The organism is Bradyrhizobium shewense, from assembly GCF_900094605.1.
GTDB lineage: Bacteria > Pseudomonadota > Alphaproteobacteria > Rhizobiales > Xanthobacteraceae > Bradyrhizobium > Bradyrhizobium shewense.
The window spans coordinates 128,304-150,644 of the sequence record NZ_FMAI01000011.1; the positions used below are offsets into that span (position 1 = coordinate 128,304).

Here is a 22,341-nt window from a genome sequence, read left to right on the forward strand (position 1 = left end):
TCATGAGCGCGCTCCAACATCAGCATGATCGTAAGACCGGCGAGGTGTGGGAGCGCCTTGCGATGGTGACGGATCCCGAGCTGGACGAGTCGGTTACGGAGCTCGGATTTGTCGAGCAAGTCTCCGTCGATCATGACGACGGCGTCGAGATCGTCTTTCGTCTGCCGACCTATTGGTGTTCGGCGAACTTCGCCTTCCTGATGGCCGATGACATGCGCCGGGCGGTATCCTCGCTGCCGTGGGTTCGCGAGGCCCGTCCGCAGCTTCGGGATCACATGGTCGCCGAGGAGATCAACAAGGGTGTCCGCGAAGGCATGTCGTTTGGTGATGCACTCAAGGACTTCGCGGCCGGCGGGTCGCTTGACGAGCTGCGGGAGAAATTTCGCCGCAAGGCATTCGAACGGCGCCAGGAGACAATGATACTCGCATTGCGAGGGATGGGTTATGAGGATCCGGCGATCTGCCGGATGGACCTGAGCACGTTTGACGCGATCAACTTCGACTCGGAGGAGATTGCCCGCCAGAAGCCGCGTTATCGGGAGCTTCTGGTCGAGCGGAACCTCGCCAATCTCGCCGGCGATCGCGCCTTTGTCACCTACGATGGATGCACCATCAAGCGACACGAAATGGTCTCGTATCTGCAGCGGTTGCGAGGCGTGCGTATCAACATGGAGTTCAACAGCTCCTTGTGCAGAGGGCTTCTTGCGGTCCGCTATCGCGAGGTCGATGGGGATCGGTCGAGCCAGACGCCGGGGCCATGCGGTGGCTGCGGCAGTGGTTGTTCCGCGCAGGCTGTGGGACCGGCAGTCATGAAGACACATTCCGCCGCGCTTGTGTGAGGCTGGGCCGCTACACGAAGCGCCAGCGAGCGCCAATAGACGGAGCGGACAGCAAGCCCGCCCGAGCTGACAACCAAGAGACGACCACGTGGGAGTGAAGCGCAATGCCAAAAGTTCTGCTGCATGACATCGAAGCTCGCCGTGCTCTCGCGCGCGGGGTCCAGAAGCTCGCCGCGGCGGTCGAATCGACGCTCGGTCCGAAGGGCATGAACGCGATGATGGACAGGCCGATCGGTACGCCCATCGTATCGCGAGACGGCGTGACCATCGCCTCCGAGATCGAACTGCCGGACCGGTTCGAGAACATGGGCGCACAGGTGGTGCGCGAGGTCTCGATGCAGACCAACGAAGTCGCCGGCGACGGTACGACGACGGCGATGGTGCTCGCGAACGGCCTCATTCAAGGCGGCGTTGTGGCCCTGGAGCGAGGCGCCAAGGCCGTCGATCTCTGCAAGGGGATCGACCGGGCCGTCGAGGTGGTCGTCGAAACCCTGAAGGGTGCGGCGGTCGCCGTAACGGATCGCAAGACCCTGCAGGCGGTGGCGACGATCGCATCGACCGACGCTCACCTGGGCGGTCTGATCGCCGAGGCGGTCGAGCGCGTTGGCAAGGACGGCATCATCAGTTCCGAATACGGGCTGACGACGAGCACGACGCTCGAGGTCGTCGAAGGCATGTCGTTCGACCGCGGTTACATTTCCCACCATATGGTGACGGACGTCGAGAAGATGGAAGTGGTGCTGGATCAGCCCTACATTCTCCTGACCGATCTGAAGATCAGGACGCCGAGCGAACTGTCACCGGTCCGCGCGATGGTGGCTGCGACCGGACGGCCGCTCGTCATCGTCGCTGAGGAGATCGCGCCGGAGGTCGTCGTCACGCTGCTGGGCGATGGCAACCGCGGCAAGGTGCTGGTGGTCAATCCACCAGACTACGGCCACTGGCGCAAGGCGATGATGGACGATCTCGCCATCATCACCGGCGGGCGGGTCATCGCCCGCGAGCTTGGCGGCAGGCTGGAGGAGATCGGCATCGGCGATCTCGGCACCGCGCGGCAGGTGCGGGCGAGTGCGCGTGAGACGGTCATCATCCGGGGCGGTGGCGACGATGCGGCGATTGCGGCGCGGCGCCAGCAGGTGGCCAAGCAGCACGATCTGGCACCGCCCAACATCGAGCAGGACAAGCTCAAGGAGCGCCTCGCCAAATTGTCGGGCGGAACCGCGGTCATCTTTGCGGGGGGCGTCACGCCGGTCGAGCAGAAGCGTACGATCCAGCTGATCGACGATGCGTTGAGCGCGGCGCGGGCCGCGGCCGAGGAGGGCATCGTACCCGGTGGTGGCACGGCATTGGCGCAGTGCGCGCCGGTGGTGGCGCGCACGCTCGGCAACATCAATGGCGATCTGGGTGAAGGCATCAGGCTGGTACGTGAAACCTTGTCGCGTCCTGCCGCCTTCATCGCGCGGAATGCGGGGCATGACGCGCAGAAAGTCGTGGCCGAGCTGCAAAGCTCGCGGACGGGTGTCGGATTCGACGCCGCAAACGGCGTGTTCATCGACATGGTTTCGGCCGGCATCGTCGACCCCGTCAGGGTGACGTATACCGCGCTTCGAAACGCAGCCTCCGTCGCCACGCTGGTCCTGACCACCAACACGCTGGTTGCGGACGTGCCGCAATACACCGATCCGACGCAGGGACCGGCACTCGGCGGCGGAGCAGAGAAGCTTGGCCGCGCATGAGGCGTGGCGCCTCATGTTCCGGCGCACCGCTTCAGGCTCGAAGCGGTCGGGATATCTTAGGTGACAACGATCCGGAACGCGGTACAATCTTGGAAGCTCCGGCATGAGCCGAAGGAGGCGTGTAACAAGCCTCCACGGACATCCGACTAGCCGGGCAGGAGGAAGCGGGACATGGCCTACATCATCTCCAAACGCGACGGTCCGCACCGCGAAGAGGTTGCGGCGAAGGACTTCCTTCAGAAGAACCGCACCACCATCAACTCGCTCGCCAATCATCTGACGCTCGGGCGTTGGCAGGAGTTGCGCAATCCGAAGCCTCCTTCACAGCCTGAGCCATCGGGCAAGCTCTGGTCCACGTCTCCGGCGCGGCCAAAAGAGCTCGAGCCCTATGTGCGGATCAGCTTTAATGGTCGTGTCGTGATCGCCGATCTCGCTTCGGGCCGGCAACTCCATTTTGTCGGCGAGCTGCGCGGCAGCGGCCGATCGCGCCACTTCGCGCTGGCGACACGCGAGAACGGGATCTTCGATCCGCTCGACGACGAGTTGTACAAGGTCCTGATCGACCTGGAAGGCGTGAGCGTCCCCGATGAGGCGTCGGAGGCGCAGCTGGAGCAGGTCATCTCAAATCGTCTCGGCTTGGACGCGATCGCCAGAAGCATCGAATAGTCTCCACGACCTGGACCTTGCGGGATATCGATCTCGATCGGGTCCGGCTCATGTCGTTTCTGCCGATCAAGCTGCTGTTTGCCCATTCAGATTTGGTGCCCCAATGCTGACGGAAACGTTCATGGCTAAGCCGCCGTTTTCCCTGGAAGGCTACAAAGTTCCGGACGCGACTGATGCGGAGCAGGGGCGGCCCTACGATGAACGAGAGACCAACAGAGCGTGGGAAAACTTCCTGACGTTCGGGGACGCGAAGCGCGAGGACGCGCTGGTGCGAGGCGTCATCGAGGAGTCGTGGCAGCGCAGCATCCAGTCGGGCGTCGATGCCCGTTGCAAGGGCAGCGGTCTCATCGCCTCGCCGGACGATCTCTATGAGCTGCGTCTGAAGAACGACGATCTGCTCGGCTCCAGCGCTCAGACGTTTCGCCGGGTGGCGGATGTCCTCGGCGATGCCGCCACGATGTTGGTCATCACCGACAGGAACGGCGTCGTGCTCGATGTCGGTGGCGACCAGCGGACGATCGATGCGGGGCACGATATTCGCCTCGAAGTCGGCGCCGACTGGGGCGAGACGGTGACCGGCACCAACGGAATTGGCACGGCGCTTGTCACGGGCAAGCCGGTCCATGTCCACGCGGCGGAGCACTTCTCCGAAGGCATCAAGGCCTGGACCTGCGTCGGCAGCCCCATTCGCAGCCCGATCGACGGCAGCATCATCGGCATCATCGATTTTTCCGGACCACAGGCGATCTTTCACCGGCACAACGTCGCATTGGCGGTGATCGCCGCCAACCATATCGAGCTTGCGCTCTCGGAAAAGATCCGGCTCGAGAGAATACTGCTCCTCGAGGCGAGCATCTCTCGGATGCCGGGGATGGGCAGCGCCGACGGCGTGGTGATCCTGGATCGCTTTGGCCGAGTGGTCCATCACAACGACATGGCGTCGGCTCGCTGGCGGCGGCTCGCGCAGTCTCGTGAGTTGAGCATTGGGTCACAGATTCTTCCAAGTCGCGAAGGCCTGTTGGGAAAAGACTTGGCCGAGGGGTTGCCCGAGGAGCTGCGCGAGCAGCGGATCGAGCCGCTAATCGTTGACGGGGTCGTGAAGGGCGCAATGCTCGTGCTTGCTTCGAAGCCGCGGATTAATCCTGCTGCATCCGAGATGTCGCCGACAACCCGCGCCGCCCTGATGTCGGCAAAGGAAGCAATCGTCGGATGTAGCGAGGCATTGCTTGAGGTGGTGCAGAAAATCGAGCGGGCGGCGCTCGGCCGGACAGCAATCCTGCTCGAGGGCGAGACGGGCGTCGGCAAGGAACTCTTCGCCCGCTTGGTTCATGCCGCCAGTCAGAAGACCGGCAAGGAGCCTTTCGTTGCCTTCAATTGCGGTGCGGTTTCGAAAGAGTTGCTCGGCGGCGAATTGTTCGGGCATGCGCCGGGCGCCTATACCGGCGCTACGCGCGAGGGAAGGCCTGGGCGGTTCGAATTTGCCAATGGCGGCGTGCTCAGCTTGGACGAGATCGGCGAGATGCCGATGGACCTGCAACCTTACCTGCTCCGTGTGCTGGAAGAGCGCGCGGTGTACAGACTGGGTGACAGCAAGGCGCGCCCGGTGGACGTCCGGCTGGTGGCGTCGACCAATCGGAACCTGAAGCAGGAAGTGGCCGAGGGACGTTTCCGGAAAGATCTGTACTTCCGGATTGGCGTCGTCAAGTTCACCATCCCGCCGCTCCGCGATCGGCTGGGCGATGTCGAGATCCTGATCGATCACTTCAACAGGCAATTCGCTACGATCTACAGCACCCAGCCGCTGCGCTTCGAGGCGGCCACGATGGAGTTGCTGCGCCGCTATTCCTGGCCGGGAAACGTTCGCGAGCTGCGCAATCTGATTGAGAACCTGGTGCTGATGACGATAACCGGCATCGTCACGCCCAGAGACCTGCCAGAGGATTTCGTGGAGGTCACGCCGGCTCAACCTCCCTCAATGTCGGTGCAGTCGGAGAACAGCGCGACGGGATCGGAGGGCGACGAGATCGCGCGCTTTGACGAGATGGAGCGGCGTGCGATCGAGAGGGCCGTCGCAAACGCCGGCGGCAATATTGCGGCTGCGGCGGAAAAGCTGGGGCTCTCGCGCGCTACGCTGTACCGCAAATTGCACCAATACCGTTCCCGGACCTAGCGATCGGGGAGCCTTTCATGGCGGCTGTCTGGGATGAGCAAAAGAGCGGGAAAGGTCCGGCCCCCGCGGCGACGCTGGCCTCGCAGATCCTTGCGCGCGCCGACCGCGACGTCACTTTCGTGGTGCACCTGGTTGGCGAAAGCCAAAGTTTGCTGGTGCGGCATTTCATCTTGTTCATCGAGACCGAGCTCGCAAAGCGCGGCATTAGCTACGGCGTACATCCGCTGCTGCGGCCGTTCGTCGAAACGCATGCACGCGAGCTGTCGGATTTCGTATTGCAGGGGATCGGCTTGCGGCATCAGTTCGGTCTCCAGACCATCGAGACGATGATGGGCGATCCGGCGCGGTTGCTGAGGGTCGATCTGTGGGACTCGGTGCAATCTTACGTCAATGACGCGCAGCAACACTTCGTGTCCGATGCCCGGGGTCTCCAGCGGATCCTTGATCAAATCGAGCCGAGCGCATGAGTGTCGATCCGGAGGTTCTTGTCGAGATGCTGAAGGAGCGGTTGCTCGTCGTTCAGCAGATGTCGGCCGCTCAATCGTGGAACCTTCTGAACCGTCAGCTTGCCGGTGGAGCAGAATTCGAGATTCAGAGGATTGAGCAGGAGATCGCGGCGACGGGCGATTCGCATGCATTCGCCCAAATTATCGAGGAAGCGCACGAGCGCTGGAAAGACGCAAAGGCCGGAATGGCAGCATGCGACGCCCAGTGCGCCGCGCTGGAACGACGCCTTGAAGAACTCGACAAGTGTATTGCGACCGGCAGGTGAGACGACCGATGGACACGATGGAAGCTGAGACGGCTACGCTCTATGACTTGCTTGGTCGGCATTGGACCATGGGAGCGCCCGTTACGAACGCGGCGTTCGACGTTGCGGGACAGGCAGTGGCGTTCGCGCTTGCCGATGGCTCTCTGGCCATCGCTCCGCTGGCCGACAGCGAACCGCCGAAGGATCGCTATCGTATGGCCTTGGACGGCGGCCGATCGACGATCTCACCGCGGCGGAATCCGGTCCCGCCCTTGACGAAAGTCGTCATCAGCGATGCTTCGCTTCATCTCGCCTCGATCGAGCCCGAGGGCTTCATCGCAAGCGATGGCAGTCAGTTGCTGCACGTGTCGGCATCCGGCGTCACGCGACAGGCCGCAAAATTAGCGCCCCCGATCGATCTCGTTGCCCCGGTGCATGCCGGAGGTATTCTGGCTGCTTCCGACGGGTCGGTCATATTCTGCGATTCCAACGGCGAGGTCGGATGGCTTCAGGAGCGTGCGGGAGGGCGTTCATCCGCGATGGCCGTCTCGCCAGACGGTCGGAGCTTCGCGATAGGAGCTGACGGTTGTCTGCTTGTGCGTGCCTTCGGACCTCGACCTGAGCCCACCGCTACAATGGCTTTGGGCGTCATCTCCAGCTTGGCCTGGAGTCCCGATGGAAGCTGGCTGGCAATGTCCGTCGCAGAAGGAGGTATCGTATTGCTGCGCCTTTCCGATGCGCGCGCCGTTCGGATTCCGAGCTATCCTGCAAGCGTCCGGTCTCTTTCGTGGAGTGCAGACTCCCGCGTTCTCGTGACGAGCGGAGCCTACCGCATGATCGCATGGGACGTTTCCAGTTTCGACGACGGTGGCGAACAGCCGACGAGCGTTGGCACCGGCCGCGGTGGCTTCGTACTTGTCGAGGCAGTGGACATGCATCCGGGACGTCCGTTGGTCGCGGCAGGATACACCGACGGCAGGGTCGTCGTTGCCAGGATTGGCGAACCCGACGAACTGGTCGTCAAACCGCCGGGCGGGAGCGCGGTCCAGACCGTCCGCTGGTCCGACGACGGCCAGCATCTTGCGGTCGGAACACATGGCGGCGAGGCGGCAATCGTGACGTTTCCGCCGCAAATCTTCAAGTAACGGCGTGCTGGGCGACGAGCCTTGCCGCGAGCTCCAGGAGTAAGTTCATGACAGCCACCGAAGCGCGAAGCGAAGCCACAAGCAAAGATCACTTCTTCCAGGAACTGGCGGAGCTCTCCGAGCGTATGATTGCCGCGCACGGAAAGGAGTTTTCGATGGGGGCCTTGGTGTTGGCGGCGAGGTTCATCGCCGAAAACAAGCCCTTCGAGAGTAGCGCAACAACGCAGTGACAGGTCATCTAACTGCACGCGAATCCGGCCGAATGGTCGAGGGGGCATGTCGAAGGGGGCTTATTCGGGACAACGAGCTCGTCCACAAGGCTGAGTGACTCGAGACGCTGTCACTGCATCGTGGCATTGGACTGTGGGATGCGATCCCATACGAGCGGGACGTGATGCACGCCAAGGCGCGGTCGACCTGGTCGAGCGAATTCCGGCGCTTGTGCGGGTTCAAGACAGAAGCCGAATTTCCCGACGTGGTACGATCCTGGTCTGACCGCCTTCCGTGTCTTTCCTGAAGGCGCGGCGAAGGTGCTACATCCGGAAGAGATGTGTCACGCTCGGGCTCGCACCTCCGATCCAGGCAAGTCCATGAATTTACGTGGATTTTGATTTTTTTTAATGTGGTGGCGGATCCCCTCTCCCGCTACCAATATCCCCGAGCTTCGCATCTCCATCCTCCCGAGACATTGCACGACCTGCCTGGTGTCCTGACTTTTGCGGCCTGGGATGTGCGGTCGTGATCCCGGTGATGGCGGCCGCCTGGCCTTCTTGAGAGCCCAGGGCGTTGCCCGAGTGGCTCCTGTTCTGGCTGGGCGCCCTGTTCTTTCCTGTCTCAAGGTATTGATGAGGACGTCGTCGCCCGGGCGCGCGCGATTAGGAACTCCCGCGCACGATCGAAGCTTGAATCCGCGGGTCAGCCTCGCCGCCGATCGCTGGCCTGCACGGCCCGCCTCCAAGCCCCCCATACCCCCCAGGGTGGGCCGTGCTTCACAGAGGAGACGAGAATTGCCCGACCCGACCGAGCAAGAGATCAGAGAACGCGCGCACCGCTTGTGGGAGCAAGCCGGCAAGCCCGAAGGCCGCGAAGAAGAATTTTGGAACGCGGCCGAGCAAGAGCTGCGCAACGAGGACAAGTCGAACACGCTGCGGACGCCGGATACGCTGTGACCGACAAGAAATGCCCATTCTGCCAGGGTCTGGGATGGGTCTGTGAAAACCATCCGCTCCGGGCCTGGAACGAGAAGCTCGGCGGCTGCCGCTGCGGCGAGGGCATGCCCTGCACCTGCAACACGGCGGAAGATCCGGAAATCAGAGTGGTGATCGTCGAAGCCGATACGACGTGGCACTAGCAGCGTCGACTCGATGTGATGGTGCGTAGGATGGGTAGAGCCCTTGCGAAACCCATCATGCGTCGACGTCGTCTAGACCCCCGATGGGTTTCGCTTCGCTCTACCCATCCTACGCTCTCCCATCCCGCTCGCTGTTGTCGAGGGAACAGACCATCCCCGAAAGGAATTCAATCTCCGAACAGCACGGGCTCTGACAACAATCCTTTCCCTCGGCAGTGTCGGCGGTGGACGAGCAGAAAAAGATAGAGCACCAGATCGAACTCGCCACGCGAGCGGCCGCGCTCGTCAGGGACGAAACCACCGGCCAGCGCTTCCGCAGTTTTGCCGAGGAGCTGAAACGAAAGCTCCGCCGCATGATGCGGCGCGGCCAGGTGCGCGCGCGCGCCTACGAGCTCTGGGAGCAGGCGGGCCGGCCGAGCAATCGCGAGCTGGAGTTCTGGCTCGAAGCGGAGCGGCAGATGGAGGAGGAGCGCGAGGAGCGGAAGGGAGCGGGTGGTTCGTAGGCGACAGGTACCGGCCCGATCGATGAGCATCGCATTCGGATCTTTGCAAGGTCGTCATGCCCGGGCTTGTCCCGCCTGCGGGCCGAAGCCCCTTCGGCGCCGCGAAGGCCCGGGCATCCACGCTTTCAGGTGCTGCATTGCAATGAGAAAAAAAGCCGCCGGGCTCTCCACCCTGGCGGCCTCAAAAGTCCCTAGCTGTCGATCGCCTCCGCAGCCTCACGCGTACCGCCGTTACCTTGTTTGCGGCCATGCTGGGTCATTGTAAGGGAGGGCGCGTGATTCTGCTGTGATCTGAAGCACACAGTGGAAAAGAGGATGGGGACGGCTGGGATAATGTCACGAGAGCGGGCAGGTAGGACGGTAGAGTACTTGCGAAACCCGTCTTGCCCTCGCATTGGATACACCCAGATGGGTTTCGCTTCGCTACACTGCGCCGCTGTATAGAGAATGCCTTCGCGCTGATTCCACCGGCCGAATAATACCTGAGAAGCGGGCTCTCACTGACGGTCAGATCAATGTGCAGGCGTTCTTCGCAAACGTCTAAGTGTCTGATGAAGCCTGAGTGGAGGCAGTGTGTAGGATGGCGGCGGGCAGAACCCCGCCCCTGTGTCGCCCTCCGTCAACCCCTTCCCATAAAAATATTCCACTTTACCGAAATTCGGTTTCGGCGTATGTGTCGCCCATCCCGGCTCATCCAAGAGGGGCGATCTTGTGTCGTCACTGTCGCGAGCCGGGCTTGCGGTGGACGCGGCAGCGTCGGCATGAGAGGTGCGGGCAGGGCGGGTAGTCCCTGTGAGTCCGTAACCGCGTGCGACGAGCGGCGCTGTTAGGTTCGTCTCGCCGGCAGGTCGATGGCAACGTGCACAACGTCGTCGAACCCTGCGGCGAACAAGCGGGCCGTGCGTACGGCAAAACCGTGTGGTCCTGGCCGTCGTTGCTACGGTCAAGCATCTGCGGAGATGCGCGCGAGCCCAACCGGGCAGACGGCATCGTCAATTCGCGGGGCGAGGGAGGCCAGAAGGAAAGGTCGGCTCCCGGGAGATCACGGCATAAGCCGTCCGACCATCGCGCAGGGAAGGCCGAGTGATCGGCGACACCTGTATGCTGCTGTGCGGTCTCCTTTGCGCATTATTCGCGCAGCAGACCGCGGGTGCCAGCTGGCACCCGGCCTTCCCTGCGCCCTCTTGGCTATGAGGGTGGAGCGACGAAGCAAAGCTCGGGCGGATTGAGCCGCGAGAAGGCGAAGGCGTGTCTGCGGGTTGAGCTGCGTGCCACAATCTCGATCTCGTAGGGTGGGCAAAGCGCAGCGTGCCCACCACTCTCCCGTATTGCTTAAATTCGTGGGCACGGCGCTATGCGCCTTTGCCCACCCTACGGCACCGCCGCTGGGATGTGCACTGGAGCATCGCAATGAAGACGTGGAATGAGCATGCGCCGCACTCCGCTCTCGTGCCCCGGACGCTGCGCAGCGCCCCGGGCGATGCGAAGCATCGGCCGGGTGGTGCGCTGCAGAGCCGGGGCCCATGTCGCGGCATTGGACCGTGTCGCTCCTGGGTCCCGGCTCTGCGCTGCAACGCGCTATGCGCGTTGCAGCTTGTCCGGGACACGAGCGTCGATCCAGCCCCTTCAGGCGCGATACCACGCCGCCAGATTCCACGTGATGGTGTCCCAGCCGGAGATGTCGATCATGAGGTTGTTGGCGCCGGCGTTGACGATGGGGCGTGAGAGCAGCGGCAGGAACACGTGGGCTTCGCAGAAGATCTCGTCGACCTTCATCAGCAGCGCGGCGCGCTTGACCGGGTCGAGCTCGTTCTGCGCGGCCTTGTAGGCCTTGTCGGCTTCGGGATCGGAATAGCGCGAGTTGTTGCGGCCGAGCCATTTGTTGTCCTTGGTGGCGATCTCCCAGGACACGCACTGGTTCAGCAGGCGCTCCGGGTCGGGCTGCGGCTGCGTGGTGTTGTACATCTCCATGTCGGCATAGAATTTGGAGTAGGTGTCGGGATTGCCGACGTCGGAGGAGAAGAACACCGATGCGGTGACCGACTTGAGCTCGATGTCGATGCCGGCCTTCTGGCAGGCCTGCTTGATGATGGCCTGCGTCTTCTGGCGCGGCGCGTTGATCGAGGTCTGAAACACGTATTTGAGCTTCTTGCCGTCCTTCTCGCGGATGCCGTCCGCGCCCTTCTTCCAGCCGGCCTCGTCGAGGATCTTGTTCGCCTTGTCGATGTCGAACTCGTATTTCAGCTTGGGCGACTTGAACTGCTTGGGCGCGTTGACGAAGCTCGCGGTGGCGATGCCGCCGCGGCCGTAGATGAATTTCTGGATCGAGTCGCGGTCGATCAGGAGGTTGATCGCCCGGCGCACCGCCGGATCGGACAGCGTCGGGTGCTTGGACTTGACGCTGGAGCGCTCGCCGTCGATCTCGGTCCACGGGTCCGTCGTGTTGAGGATGATGAACTCGACGTTGCCGGACGGCGTGATGTCGAGCTTGCCTTTGCCGCCCGCCTCCATGCGCTTGAGCACCTCCTCCTCCACCTGCATGTTCCAGGCAAAGTCGTATTCGCCGGTCTGCAGCACGGTGCGCGCCGCGGACACCGCATCGCCGCCACCCTTGATCTCGAGCGTGTCGAAATGCGGCTGGTTCTTGATGTGATAGTCGGGATTGCGTTCGGCGCGGATCAAATCGCCCGGCTTGAACTCGACGAATTTGTACGGGCCGGTGCCGACCGGCTTCAGATTGGCCGGTGCCTCGCGCGACTTGGCGCCGGCATAGTCGCCGAAATGATGCTTTGGCAGGATCAAGCCGACCGAGCCGACGAACGGATCGGCCCAGAACGGCGTCGGCGCCCTGAAGATCACCTTGACGGTGTGGTCGTCGATCTTCTCGACCTTGATGTCCTTGTAGGATCCCGTGGTGTAGGCCGCAGTCGCGAGATCGGCGGCGTATTGCCAGGTGAAGATGACGTCGTCGGCGGTGAAGGGCTGGCCGTCATGCCATTTGACGCCCTGCTTCAGCTTCCAGACCACGCTCATGCCGTCGGCCGCAAGGTTGCCGTTCTGCTTGGTCGGGACCTCGGCGGCAAGGCACGGGATGAGGTTGCCCTCCTTGTCCCAGCCGGCGAGCGGCTCGAAGAACACGCGCGAGGCCATCTGGTCCTTGGTGCCGAGCGCGAAGTGCGGATTGAGCAGGGTCGGCGCCTGCCAGAACAGCAGCTTGAGCGGGCCGCCGCCGCCGGCCTTGGTCGGCTTGTACGGCAGCGTGGCATCTGCCATCGCCACATCGTGCCAGAGCAGGATCTGGCTCGCGATCGGCGCTGCGATTCCGACTGCGGCCACCTTCTGGATGAACGAGCGCCGCGACAGCGTGCCTTGCTTCACCTCCGCGACCAGACCCCGGATTTCGTTCTCGTTCATCAGATGACCCTCCACCGCGAAGACAAATCGTCGCCGGCGGCCATCATGTTGCATCATGCACGAGGCGGCAATGCCGGCGTGACTGCCGGGCCATGCGACGAAATGACGATGGGGAGCGCCCTTGCGGGCCACGACCCGGCTCGCCGCCCGGAAGCGGCGAGGCTTGGTCATGGCGATACGCCGGGGCTGATTGCGCCTCACGCTTGCGCAGGCGCGTTTGTTCCCCACATCGGATCGAACGGAGAAGCGTCGTCCGCGCCGGGCGGCAAGTTTGGTTTTCCATTTCATTGATTTCATCCGACGGAGAAGCGAATACGGTTCCAATTATTCTCGCCGTGCCATGGAGACCAAGATGTCATTTCGCCTTCCCCTGATCCTCGCAACCGCGCTCGCCGCCTGGTCGGCAGCAGCCACCGCCGAGACCATCAAGATCGGCGTGACGCCGGGCCCGCATGCGCAGATCCTCGAGGCAGTGAAGCCGATCGCTGCCAAGCAGGGCCTCGACATCCAGCTGCTCGAGTTCTCCGATTATGTCGTGCCGAATGCCGCGCTCGATGCCGGCGAGATCCAGGCCAATTCGTTCCAGAACCAGCCTTATCTGGACAACCAGAAAGCCGACCGCGGCTACAAGATCGAGGCCGTTGGCCTGACTGTGAATTTCCCGATCGGTGTCTATTCGAAGAAGCACAAGGCCATTGCCGACCTCCCCGAGGGCGGCAAGGTCTCGATCCCGAACGATCCGACCAATGGCGGCCGCGTGCTGCTGCTGCTGCGCGACAAGGGCCTGATCAAGCTGAAGGACGGCACCGGTTTCAAGCCGACGGTGCTCGACATCACCGAGAACCCGAAGAAGCTGAAGTTCATCGAGGTCGACGCGGCGCAGGCGCCGCGCGCGCTCGATGATGTCGACGCCGCCGCGATCAACACCAATTATGCAACCCAGGCGGGCCTCGATCCGGTCAAGGATCCGATCCTGCGCGAGGACCCGAAGGGCCCCTATGTCAACCTGATCGCCGTGCGCACCGCCGACAAGGACAAGCCCTGGGTCAAGATCCTCGTCGACAGCTACCACACGCCGGAGGTCAAGGAGTTCGTCCTGACCAAGTTCAAGGGCGCGGTGCTGCCGAGCTGGTAGGCAATCTGCCCAGCCAACGTCCAGCGAAGTCCAGTGCAGGGGCGATCCCGGCGGGCAGCCTTGCGTATGAGCCTTGCGCAATGCCCGCTTGTCTGGAGCAGCAGTAACCGACATCATCGGCGGCCTGGCCATCCTCGCCCGACAGGGGTCGCATGCAACGCTTTGCAAATCTGAAACGCCTGGGATTTTTCACGCGGCTATTGGACGAGGCCTCGCCCGCCGAGCGCTATCGCTTCGCGGCCGAGCAGATCGTTCGCGCCGAAAAGGCGGGCCTCGATTCCGCGTGGATCGCCCAGCATCATTTCCACGAGCGCGAAGGCGGCCTGCCGTCGCCCTTCACCTTTCTCGGCTACGTCGCAGCCCAGACCTCGCGCATCCGCCTCGGCACCGGCATCGTCACGCTGCCGCTGGAGAACGCGGTGCGGGTGGCGGAGGACGCAGCGGTGCTCGATCTGATCTGCAACGGCCGCTTCGAGCTCGGCGTCGGTACCGGCGGCAATCCGTCGGCCTTTGCCGCCTTCGGTCTCGACAGCGCCCAACGCAACGAGATTTTTGCGCGAAATCTGGAGGTCGTCCGCACCGCCCTGGTCGGCAAGCCGCTCGAGGGTGGCGACACGATCTATCCGCAACGGCCACAGCTGGACAAGCGGATCTGGCAGGCCACGTTCTCGGTCGCAGGCGGCGCCCGTGCCGGCAAGGCCGGCGATGGCCTGTTGCTGTCGCGCACGCAGCCGCGGACCAAGGAGGCGCCGAAGGCGACGCTTGCCGAGATCCAGAATCCGGTCATCGATGCCTATCTCGCAGCGTTGCCGCCGGGATGCGAGCCCCGCATCATGGCCTCGCGCAGCGTGTTCGTCGCCGATGATCATCGTGAGGCGTTGCGGCTTGCAGACATTGGCTTGCGGCGTGCGCTGCCGCAGTTTCTCAAGGGCGGCCACGCCAAGCCGGGCGAGACCCTGGAGGAAATGATCCAGGCGTTCGACACCCATGTCGGCGGCGCCGACGAGGTCATCGCCTCGCTGCGCACCGATGCCACGCTGGAGCGGGTGACCGACCTCGTCTTCCAGGTGCATTCGGTCGATGCGCCGCATCCCCATGTCCTGCGCTCGATCGAGCTGGTCGCGGACAAGGTCGCGCCGGCGCTGGGCTGGACCCGGACGGCGCTCGACGTGGCGCTGGCGGGCTGATTGGACATGAAGAGCATCGCGTTGCACGAGGCCGAATGATGAGTACGCAGGATATCATCGACACACTCGCCGGGATCGAGCCGGGCTCGGCTCTGGACGCCATCCGCGCCCGCCGCCTGCAGGCGCGCGAGAACGCGCAGAAGAGTTATCTCTCGCTGTTCGAGCCGATCGACGCCGGCGATGTCTCGCTGACCGAGCGCGCGGCGGTTGCCGCCTTCGTGACCGGGCTCCATGGCGAGTCCTCCGTTGCCACCTTCTATCGCGACAAGCTTGCCCCAAACGCGGACGGCGCGCGTCTGCTGGAGGCGATCGACGCCGAGATCGCACGAGGCAGGACCTCGGGTCCCTACGGCTCGTATCCGGCCGGCCCGCTGTCGATCGAGAACACCGCCGGCCTGATCTATCGCGTGAGTGCCGCGAGCAAGTCGGCCCTCGGCACCAGGCTCGCAGCGGCGCTCGAGCATGCGCACCTCCTGGTGTTTCGTCCACGCGATGCGGCAGCTAGCGACATGAAGGCGCTGCTTGACGCCGGCTGGTCGACCACCGGCATCGTCACCTTCTCCCAGCTCGTCGCGTTCCTGTCGTTCCAGGTGCGTGTCGTCAGCGGCTTGCGCACGCTCGCCGCGGTGAACGCATAAGAGGAGACCGCAATCATGAGCGCCACCGTCAATCCGCCCGTCGTCTTCACCCAGAACGAGCTCGGCTGGGTGTCCTGGATCGATCCGCTGCCCGAGGCCGATCTGACCGAGCGGCATTTCGCCGGCCTCGTCGATCGCTCCCGCGCCAAGTCGGAATATTTCCGCCTGCTGGTGCGCGATCCCGAAGTGCTGGAAGCCCGCACCAAGACCGACAAGGACATCTTCTACAACGTCGCCGACGGCCTGCCGCGCGCCGAGCGTGAGCTCGCGGCCGCCGCGACCTCGCGCTACAACGGATGCATCTATTGCGCCTCCGTGCATGCGCGTTTCGCCAGCACCTATTCCAAGCGCCGCGACGACGTGCAGCGCCTGCTCGACGAGGGCATCAAGGCCGATCTCGACGAGCGCTGGAATGCCGTGGTCAAGGCCTCGGTGGCGCTGGCCGCAACCCCAATCGCGTTCGGACCCGACAATATCGCGGAGCTGCGTAGCGCCGGTCTCGACGATGCCGAGATCGTCGACGTCATCAACGGCGCCTCGTTCTTCAACTGGGCGAACCGGCTGATGCTGTCGCTCGGCGAGCCCTCGAAATAGGCAATCTCACCGGCGCAAGAATTGCTGTTTTTTTCAACGTCTAAGTGGATGGAGCCGTGCATGAGCAACATCGATCGTCGTAGCCTGGTCAAGGGCTCGCTCGCCGCCATGATGGCGGGAGCGGCCGTCTCGCGCGGCGCCTTCGCGCAATCGTCCGAACCGATCCTGCTCGGCGTCAGCGGTCCCCTGACGGGGCCGAACGCGCAATATGGCACGCAGTGGAAGCAGGGTTTTGATCTCGCGCTCGACGAGATCATGGCGGCCGGCGGCATCAACGGCCGCAAGCTCGCCTACCAGTTCGAGGACAGCCAGAGCGATCCGCGCCAGTCGGTGGCGATCGCCCAGAAGTTCGTCTCCGATCCCCGGATCGTCATGGAGCTCGGCGATTTCTCCAGCCCGGCCTCGATGGCGGCCTCGCCGATCTATCAGCGTGGCGGCCTCGTGCAATTCGGCTTCACCAACTCGCATCCCGACTTCACCAAGGGCGGCGACTTCATGTGGAGCACCTCGGTCAGCCAGGCCGACGAGCAGCCGCTGCTGGCGGCTTATGCCGTGAAGCGTCTCGGCCTCAAGAAGCTCGCAGTGCTGCATCTCAACACCGATTGGGGCCGCACCAGCCGCGACTATTTCGTCAAGGCGGCGAAGGAGTACGGCGCCGAGGTCGCGGTCACCGAGGGCTACATCGCGGAGGAGCGCGACTTCCGTTCTACGCTGGTGCGCGTGCGCGACGCCAGTCCCGACGGGCTGATCCTGATCTCCTATTATTCCGACGGCGCGCTGATCGCCCGGCAGGCGCGGCAGGTCGGCCTGAAGCAGGTGATCTGCGCCGCAAGCTCGGTCTACTCGCCGAAATTTCTGGAGCTCGGCGGCGAGGCGGTCGAGGACGTCCATCTCGGCACGCGCTATTTCCCCGAGGATCCCAGGCCCGAGGTGAAGAAATTCATTACTGGCTTCAAGGCGAAGTACGGCGGGCAGGAGCCTGACGCCTTCAACGCTTATTCCTATGATGCGATGAACATGGCGGCCGCCGTGGTCAAGATCGGCGGCACCGACCGCCGTGCGGTCCGCGATGCCTTCGCGAAAGTGAAGGACGTCTCCAGCGTCATCTTCGGTTCCGCGACGTTCGACGTCGAGAGCCGCCGCGTCAAGGGCGCCATGAACGCCGAGCTCGTCGTGCGCAAGGGCCAGTTCGCGCTCTGGGACGGCAAGCCGACCTGACCTAATGGCTAGAGCGATCGCTCCGACCCGTTCTCCCTTCAGTAGGAACGCTGTGTGTCTTCCTGGCTCGACTACACGATCAACGGGCTGATCGTCGGCAATGTCTACGCCCTCGTTGCGGTCGGGCTCGCGCTGATCTTCGGCGTCAGTCGGCTGATCAACTTCGCGCAGGGCTCGATCTATCTGGTCGGTGCCTATATCGGCTGGGTCGCGGTGGTGCAGCTGCATACGCCGCTGCCGCTCACTATCATCGTGGTCGCGGTGGCTGCCGCGCTCGTCGGATTGATCATCGAGCGGTTCGGCCTGCGTCCGCTGCAGAACTCGGTGCGCATCGCGCCGCTGCTCGCGACGATCGGCATCAGCTTCGTGCTCGATCAGCTTGTGATGCTGACCTTCTCGCCCAATCCGCGCGCGCTGCCGAGCCAGTTGCCGGATGTCCGCTTCCAGGTCGGCGGCGGCACGATCGGCCCGCTTGATCTGCTCATTGCCGGCGTCGGCCTCACGAGCGCGCTCTTGTTGTTCGTGTTCCTGCGCTACTCCAAGCTCGGCTGGGCGGTGCGCGCCACCGCGCAGGACCGCGATGCGGCGATGCAGATGGGCGTCGACGTCAACCGCGTCAATCAGGCGGTGTTCGGCATTGCCGCCGCGCTCGGCGGCGTCTCCGGCATGCTGGTCGGCATGTATTACAACCAGATCGACACCGCGATGAGCCTGCAGGCGACGCTCAAGGGCGTCGTCGCTGAAGTCGTCGGCGGCGCCGGCAATGTGCCCGGCGCGGTGATCGGCAGTTTGCTGCTTGGTCTCGTCGAAAGCTACGGCGTCGCGGTGTTCGGCACCAGTTATCGCAATCTGTTCGCGTTCCTGCTTCTCGTCGTCGTGCTCGTGCTGCGGCCGAACGGCCTGTTCGCCAGCGCGCGGCAGGCGCCGCCCGAGCCGCTCACCGGCACCTTCATCGCGCCGAGCCGCCCGGTGCGCATTCCGCGCTGGGCGCTGCTGGCTGCAGCCGCGATCTTCGCGGTCCTGCCGTTCTTCCCGGTGTCGTTCTACGTGCTGCAGACCCTGATCAATGCCTGGCTGCTCGGCATGCTCGCGCTCAGTCTGACGCTGGTTGCGGGCACGATCGGCCAGGTCTCGCTCGGTCACGCCGCGCTGCTCGCGATCGGCGCCTACACCTCCGCGCTGCTGTCACTGACCCTCTCCGTACCGGTAGGCCTTTCGATCATCGGCGGCGGCCTGATGTGCGCTGCGCTCGGCACCGCGCTGATCTCGCCGTCGTTCCGGCTGCGCGGGCATTATGTGTCGATCGCCACGCTCGCGATTGGCGAGATCGTGTCGCTGGTGATCCTGAACTGGGAAAGCGTCACACGGGGCCCGATCGGCATTTCCGGCATCCCGCCGCTGTCGCTGTTCGGCTACGATTTGATCAGCCCGACCTCGATCTACTGGTTCAGCTTCACAGTGATGGTCGTGCTGGCGCTGCTGCAGGGACGCTTGCTCACCTCGCATCTCGGCCGCAGCTTCCGCGCCATCCGCGACGACGACATCGCAGCGCGCGCCTATGGCCTCAGCCTGAACCGCTACAAGTCGCTGGCCTTCATCTTCGGCGGGTTCGCCGCCGGCGTCAGCGGCGGCATCGCCGCGCACCTCTACTCCTACATCAACCACGAGACCTTCAACACGCAGCAATCGATCCTGGCGCTGACCGTGGTCATCCTCGGCGGCCTCGGCAATGTCGTCGGCGCGATGCTCGGAGCGGTCGCGCTGGTCGGGCTGCCCGAGGTCTTCCGGATCGCAGCGGAGTATCGCATCCTGATCTACGGCATCGTGCTGTTGCTGCTCGTGCGGTTCAGGCCGCAGGGCCTGTTGGGGACGCTGTGATGGCACAGCTCAATTCCATGCTGTCCCTGCGCGGGCTGACGCGGCGCTTCGGCGGCCTCACCGCGGTCGACGCCATCGATCTCGACCTCGCCAAAGGTGAGCTTGTCAGCATCATCGGCCCGAACGGCGCCGGCAAGACGACGCTGTTCAATCTCGTCACCGGGCTCGATCGGCCCGACGTGGGTACAGTTCACTTCGAAGGCCAGGACATCACGGGCCTGTCGCCGGAGCGGCTCGCCGCCGAAGGCATCGCGCGCACGTTCCAGCTCGGCCGCGTCTTCGGCAATCTCAGCGTGATGGACAACGTTCTGATCGGCGCGCACACGCGGCTGCGTGCGGTGAAGCCGGCGGTGCCGGTGATCGGCCCGTTGCTGGAATTGGGACTGGCGCTGCTGCGGCCCGCGAGTGTCAGGGACGAAGAGGAGCGGCTGCGCGAGGAGGTGAAAGCCATTCTCGCCCGCTTCGGCGAGCGGCTGCTGCCGCGCATCGACCAGCCTGCCTATAGCCTGTCCTACGCCAACCGCCGCCGCGTCGAGATCGCGCGCGCGCTCGCGCTGAAGCCGCGCCTGTTGCTGCTCGACGAGCCCACGGCCGGCATGAACCCGACCGAAACCGCGGAGATGCAGGCGCTGGTCGCCGAGCTCAAGGCGGAAGGACTGACCATCCTCCTGATCGAGCACAAGCTGGAGATGGTGATGCTCCTGTCCGATCGCGTCATCGTCATGGACGAGGGTAAGAAGATCGCGGAAGGGCCGGGCGACGCGGTGCGGAGCGATCCCAAGGTGATCGAGGCCTATCTCGGCCACGGTCTGTCAGGAACGTCGGAGCAGGAGAGCGCAGCATGACGAACTCCTCTCCCGAGCCGCTGCTCATATTATCGAACGTCAACACCTTCTACGGCCAGGCCCAGGTCCATTTCGATCTCTCGATCACGGTCGCGCGCGGCCACATCGTCTGCCTGCTCGGCGGCAACGCCAGCGGCAAGTCGACGACGATGAAGATCATCTTGGGCCTTGTGAAGCCGCGCTCGGGCGATGTCACGTTCGACGGCGCATCGTTGATCGGGCTGACCACGCCGCAGATCGTCCGTCGCGGCATCGCCTCGGTGCCGGAGGCGCGGCGGCTGTTCGCGGACATGAGCGTGCGCGAGAACATCCTGATGGGCGCCTTCGTGCGCAACGACCGCGACGCGGTGGCGCAGGATCTCGACAAGATGCTGACGCTGTTCCCGAAGCTCGGCCAGCGGCTGTCGCAGCGCGCGGGCTCGTTGTCGGGCGGCGAGCAGCAGATGGTCGCGATGGCGCGGGCGCTGATGAGCCGTCCCAGGATGATCGTGATGGACGAGCCGACCATGGGCCTGTCGCCGCTCTATGTGGACCGCGTGCTGGAGCTGATCCGGACCATCAATCAGGAGGGCGTCTCGGTGTTCATGGTCGAGCAGAACGCCAGCCTCGCGCTGGAGATCGCACATGAAGCCTATGTGCTCCAGACCGGCAAGATCGTGCTGTCAGGCCCGGCACGCGCGCTGAAGGACGACCCTCGAATCCGCGACGCCTATCTCGGCGGCTCCGAGGCCGCCTGACGCTCAGGCGGACACGGCGGTCGCTGCTGGCTCCGCCGGCAGATCATCGCCATTGGGATCGCCGGGGGCCGTGGCCCAGGCCAGCTCTACCAGCGTCACGATCCTGCGTCCGCCGCCGTCGAGCTGGACCACGATCAGGCCCTGCTCCTCCATGTAGCCGAGCAGCCGCTGCGCCCGGCGCAGCGAATGCGAGCCATAGGCGCGCGCGATCGCGACGTCGCCGGGACATGGCCAGCCCTCCTTCGCGGCGCGCGCGATCATCATGAACACGCCCTGCATGTCGTCGGGCAAAATGGATGCGCGCAGCGACACGTCCTGCCAGGCGTCGTCTTCAGCCAGATCAGTGCCGAGGCCGGCGCGCGCATGCGTCAGCATGCGGCGAAACTCGTTGAGATCGGGCACGGCCGCCCCTAAGCCCTCGATGCGGCAGCGGACCACGAACTCCTGATAGAGCACGCCGATGGCGCGGAAGCCGGCGTCGGGCTCGGCCAGCACGGCACGCAGCGTACGAGCCACGCGCTCGCGCCGTTCCGCGAGCTCCTCGGCGCTGACGGGCACCTCGACCAATTCGGGCCGGATCTCCGGCGTGGCGGCTGCCCTCGCGGCGCGGAGTTGCTCGAGCAAATCAGGCGCCGGCCGGCGCTGCGGGCGGCTGGCATCGGGCGGCGGCGCGGCCAGGATCACGGCGCGCATATCTTCAAGCGAGGATTCCGGCAGCGGCATCAGCCGCGGCGTGGAATTGCGTGGGCTCGTGTCAGTCGGACCGATATGCAAACGCAGCGGCCGGCGCGACAGCGCAGGTCCCAGCGCCATGAACTGCCCACGCTCGAGATCGCGGAAGGATTCCGCCTGCCGCCGCTCCATGCCGAGCAGATCGGCGGCGCGCGCCATGTCGATGTCGAGGAAGGTGCGCCCCATCAAAAAATTCGAGGCTTCCGCCGCGACGTTCTTGGCGAGCTTCGCCAGTCGCTGGGTCGCGATGATGCCGGCGAGCCCGCGCTTGCGGCCGCGGCACATCAGATTGGTCATGGCGCCGAGCGACAGCTTGCGCGCTTCGTCCGAGACTTCGCCGGCCACGGCCGGCGCGAACAGCTGCGCCTCGTCGACGACCACCAACATTGGATACCAATGGTCGCGGTCGACGTCGAACATCCCGCCCAGAAACGCCGCGGCGCGGCGCATCTGGTTCTCGGCGTCCAGACCTTCGAGATTGAGCACGGTGGAGACGCGGTGCAGCCGCGCGCGCTCGCCGGCGACCTGAAGGCCGCGCTCGGTGTGATCCTCGGCCTCGATCACGAGATGGCCGAAACGCTCGGCCAGCGTGACGAAATCGCCTTCGGGGTCGATGATGGCCTGCTGCACCCAGGGCGCGCTCTGTTCCAGCAGCCGCCGCAGCAGATGCGACTTGCCGGAGCCCGAATTGCCCTGCACCAGGAGACGGGTCGCCAAGAGTTCCTCGAGGTCCATGGCGGCCGGGGCGCCCGCCGTGGTCTGCCCCATCTCAATTGCAACCGTCATGCCCGACTCAAGTCCC

At 64.4% G+C, this 22,341-nt stretch carries 21 protein-coding genes; 19 read left to right on the forward strand and 2 right to left on the reverse strand.

The annotated features are described in order from the left end of the window. Positions 1-2 precede the first annotated feature (2 nt). From GA0061098_RS21705 to GA0061098_RS21760, 11 genes are all read left to right on the forward strand, one after another. Positions 3-839 carry a metal-sulfur cluster assembly factor gene (locus GA0061098_RS21705; RefSeq protein WP_091960715.1) on the forward strand — a complete coding sequence of 279 codons (837 nt, stop codon included), beginning with the start codon at positions 3-5 and terminating at the stop codon, positions 837-839. A 104-nt stretch (positions 840-943) separates the two neighbouring features. Beyond that, entirely contained in the window at positions 944-2,575 is a 1,632-nt protein-coding gene (gene groEL / locus GA0061098_RS21710; RefSeq protein ID WP_091960718.1) for a molecular chaperone GroEL, read from the forward strand. A 171-nt stretch (positions 2,576-2,746) separates the two neighbouring features. Next, positions 2,747-3,241: a hypothetical protein gene (locus GA0061098_RS21715; RefSeq protein ID WP_091960721.1), complete on the forward strand. Its 495-nt coding sequence runs from the start codon at positions 2,747-2,749 to the stop codon at positions 3,239-3,241. 103 nt (positions 3,242-3,344) lie between these two features. Beyond that, the gene (locus tag GA0061098_RS21720; protein ID WP_091960724.1) at positions 3,345-5,411 is read left to right on the forward strand and encodes a sigma-54-dependent Fis family transcriptional regulator; all 2,067 of its coding nucleotides are present in this window, start codon (positions 3,345-3,347) and stop codon (positions 5,409-5,411) included. 17 nt (positions 5,412-5,428) lie between these two features. After that, entirely contained in the window at positions 5,429-5,878 is a 450-nt protein-coding gene (locus tag GA0061098_RS21725; RefSeq protein WP_091960727.1) for a hypothetical protein, read from the forward strand. Continuing rightward, complete coding sequence (locus GA0061098_RS45115; protein WP_165637514.1) at positions 5,875-6,183, forward strand: hypothetical protein; 309 nt, start codon at positions 5,875-5,877, stop codon at positions 6,181-6,183. Before GA0061098_RS21725 ends, GA0061098_RS45115 begins: the two co-directional genes overlap by 4 nt. Positions 6,184-6,191: 8 nt before the next feature. Next, positions 6,192-7,307 (forward strand): WD40 repeat domain-containing protein, encoded by a 1,116-nt coding sequence (locus GA0061098_RS21735; protein ID WP_245323467.1) that lies wholly within the window; start codon positions 6,192-6,194, stop codon positions 7,305-7,307. 47 nt (positions 7,308-7,354) lie between these two features. Next, positions 7,355-7,537, forward strand: coding sequence for a hypothetical protein (locus GA0061098_RS21740; RefSeq protein WP_091960733.1), 183 nt, complete (start codon positions 7,355-7,357; stop codon positions 7,535-7,537). 777 nt (positions 7,538-8,314) lie between these two features. Continuing rightward, a complete protein-coding gene (locus tag GA0061098_RS21750; RefSeq protein WP_091960736.1) occupies positions 8,315-8,476 on the forward strand; it encodes a DUF2934 domain-containing protein in 162 nt (53 codons plus the stop codon). Then, positions 8,473-8,658, forward strand: coding sequence for a hypothetical protein (locus GA0061098_RS21755; RefSeq protein WP_091960739.1), 186 nt, complete (start codon positions 8,473-8,475; stop codon positions 8,656-8,658). The genes GA0061098_RS21750 and GA0061098_RS21755 overlap by 4 nt, the downstream gene beginning before the upstream one ends. 224 nt (positions 8,659-8,882) lie before the next feature. Next, the gene (locus tag GA0061098_RS21760; protein ID WP_165637515.1) at positions 8,883-9,161 is read left to right on the forward strand and encodes a DUF2934 domain-containing protein; all 279 of its coding nucleotides are present in this window, start codon (positions 8,883-8,885) and stop codon (positions 9,159-9,161) included. A gap of 1,626 nt (positions 9,162-10,787) precedes the next feature. Here the strand turns inward: GA0061098_RS21760 and GA0061098_RS21770 are convergent. Then, positions 10,788-12,575 carry a peptide ABC transporter substrate-binding protein gene (locus tag GA0061098_RS21770; protein WP_091961161.1) on the reverse strand — a complete coding sequence of 596 codons (1,788 nt, stop codon included), beginning with the start codon at positions 12,573-12,575 and terminating at the stop codon, positions 10,788-10,790. 340 nt (positions 12,576-12,915) lie between these two features. On the opposite strand from GA0061098_RS21770, the gene GA0061098_RS21775 reads away from it, so the two are divergent. The 8 genes from GA0061098_RS21775 (at position 12,916) to GA0061098_RS21810 (ending at position 20,807) form a co-directional block, all read left to right on the forward strand. Continuing rightward, positions 12,916-13,710, forward strand: a complete 795-nt coding sequence (locus GA0061098_RS21775) for a MetQ/NlpA family ABC transporter substrate-binding protein (protein WP_091960743.1) — start codon at positions 12,916-12,918, stop codon at positions 13,708-13,710. A 152-nt stretch (positions 13,711-13,862) separates the two neighbouring features. Then, positions 13,863-14,897, forward strand: a complete 1,035-nt coding sequence (locus tag GA0061098_RS21780; protein ID WP_091960750.1) for a putative FMN-dependent luciferase-like monooxygenase — start codon at positions 13,863-13,865, stop codon at positions 14,895-14,897. 35 nt (positions 14,898-14,932) lie between these two features. Next, positions 14,933-15,535 carry a CMD domain protein gene (locus tag GA0061098_RS21785; RefSeq protein ID WP_091960754.1) on the forward strand — a complete coding sequence of 201 codons (603 nt, stop codon included), beginning with the start codon at positions 14,933-14,935 and terminating at the stop codon, positions 15,533-15,535. Positions 15,536-15,550: 15 nt separating this feature from the next. Then, positions 15,551-16,129 carry an alkylhydroperoxidase domain protein gene (locus GA0061098_RS21790; protein WP_091960757.1) on the forward strand — a complete coding sequence of 193 codons (579 nt, stop codon included), beginning with the start codon at positions 15,551-15,553 and terminating at the stop codon, positions 16,127-16,129. A gap of 60 nt (positions 16,130-16,189) precedes the next feature. Next, a complete protein-coding gene (locus GA0061098_RS21795) occupies positions 16,190-17,347 on the forward strand; it encodes an ABC transporter substrate-binding protein (protein ID WP_091961164.1) in 1,158 nt (385 codons plus the stop codon). A 54-nt stretch (positions 17,348-17,401) separates the two neighbouring features. Further along, positions 17,402-19,225 (forward strand): ABC transporter permease, encoded by a 1,824-nt coding sequence (locus GA0061098_RS21800; RefSeq protein WP_091960760.1) that lies wholly within the window; start codon positions 17,402-17,404, stop codon positions 19,223-19,225. Next, positions 19,225-20,070, forward strand: a complete 846-nt coding sequence (locus tag GA0061098_RS21805; RefSeq protein WP_165637517.1) for an ABC transporter ATP-binding protein — start codon at positions 19,225-19,227, stop codon at positions 20,068-20,070. Before GA0061098_RS21800 ends, GA0061098_RS21805 begins: the two co-directional genes overlap by 1 nt. Then, on the forward strand, positions 20,067-20,807 hold the full coding sequence (locus GA0061098_RS21810) for an ABC transporter ATP-binding protein (protein ID WP_091960769.1): 741 nt from the start codon (positions 20,067-20,069) through the stop codon (positions 20,805-20,807). The genes GA0061098_RS21805 and GA0061098_RS21810 overlap by 4 nt, the downstream gene beginning before the upstream one ends. 3 nt (positions 20,808-20,810) lie before the next feature. Here GA0061098_RS21810 and GA0061098_RS21815 read toward each other — a convergent pair whose 3' ends face one another. Next, positions 20,811-22,325, reverse strand: coding sequence for a helicase HerA domain-containing protein (locus GA0061098_RS21815; RefSeq protein WP_091960772.1), 1,515 nt, complete (start codon positions 22,323-22,325; stop codon positions 20,811-20,813). Positions 22,326-22,341: the final 16 nt, after the last annotated feature.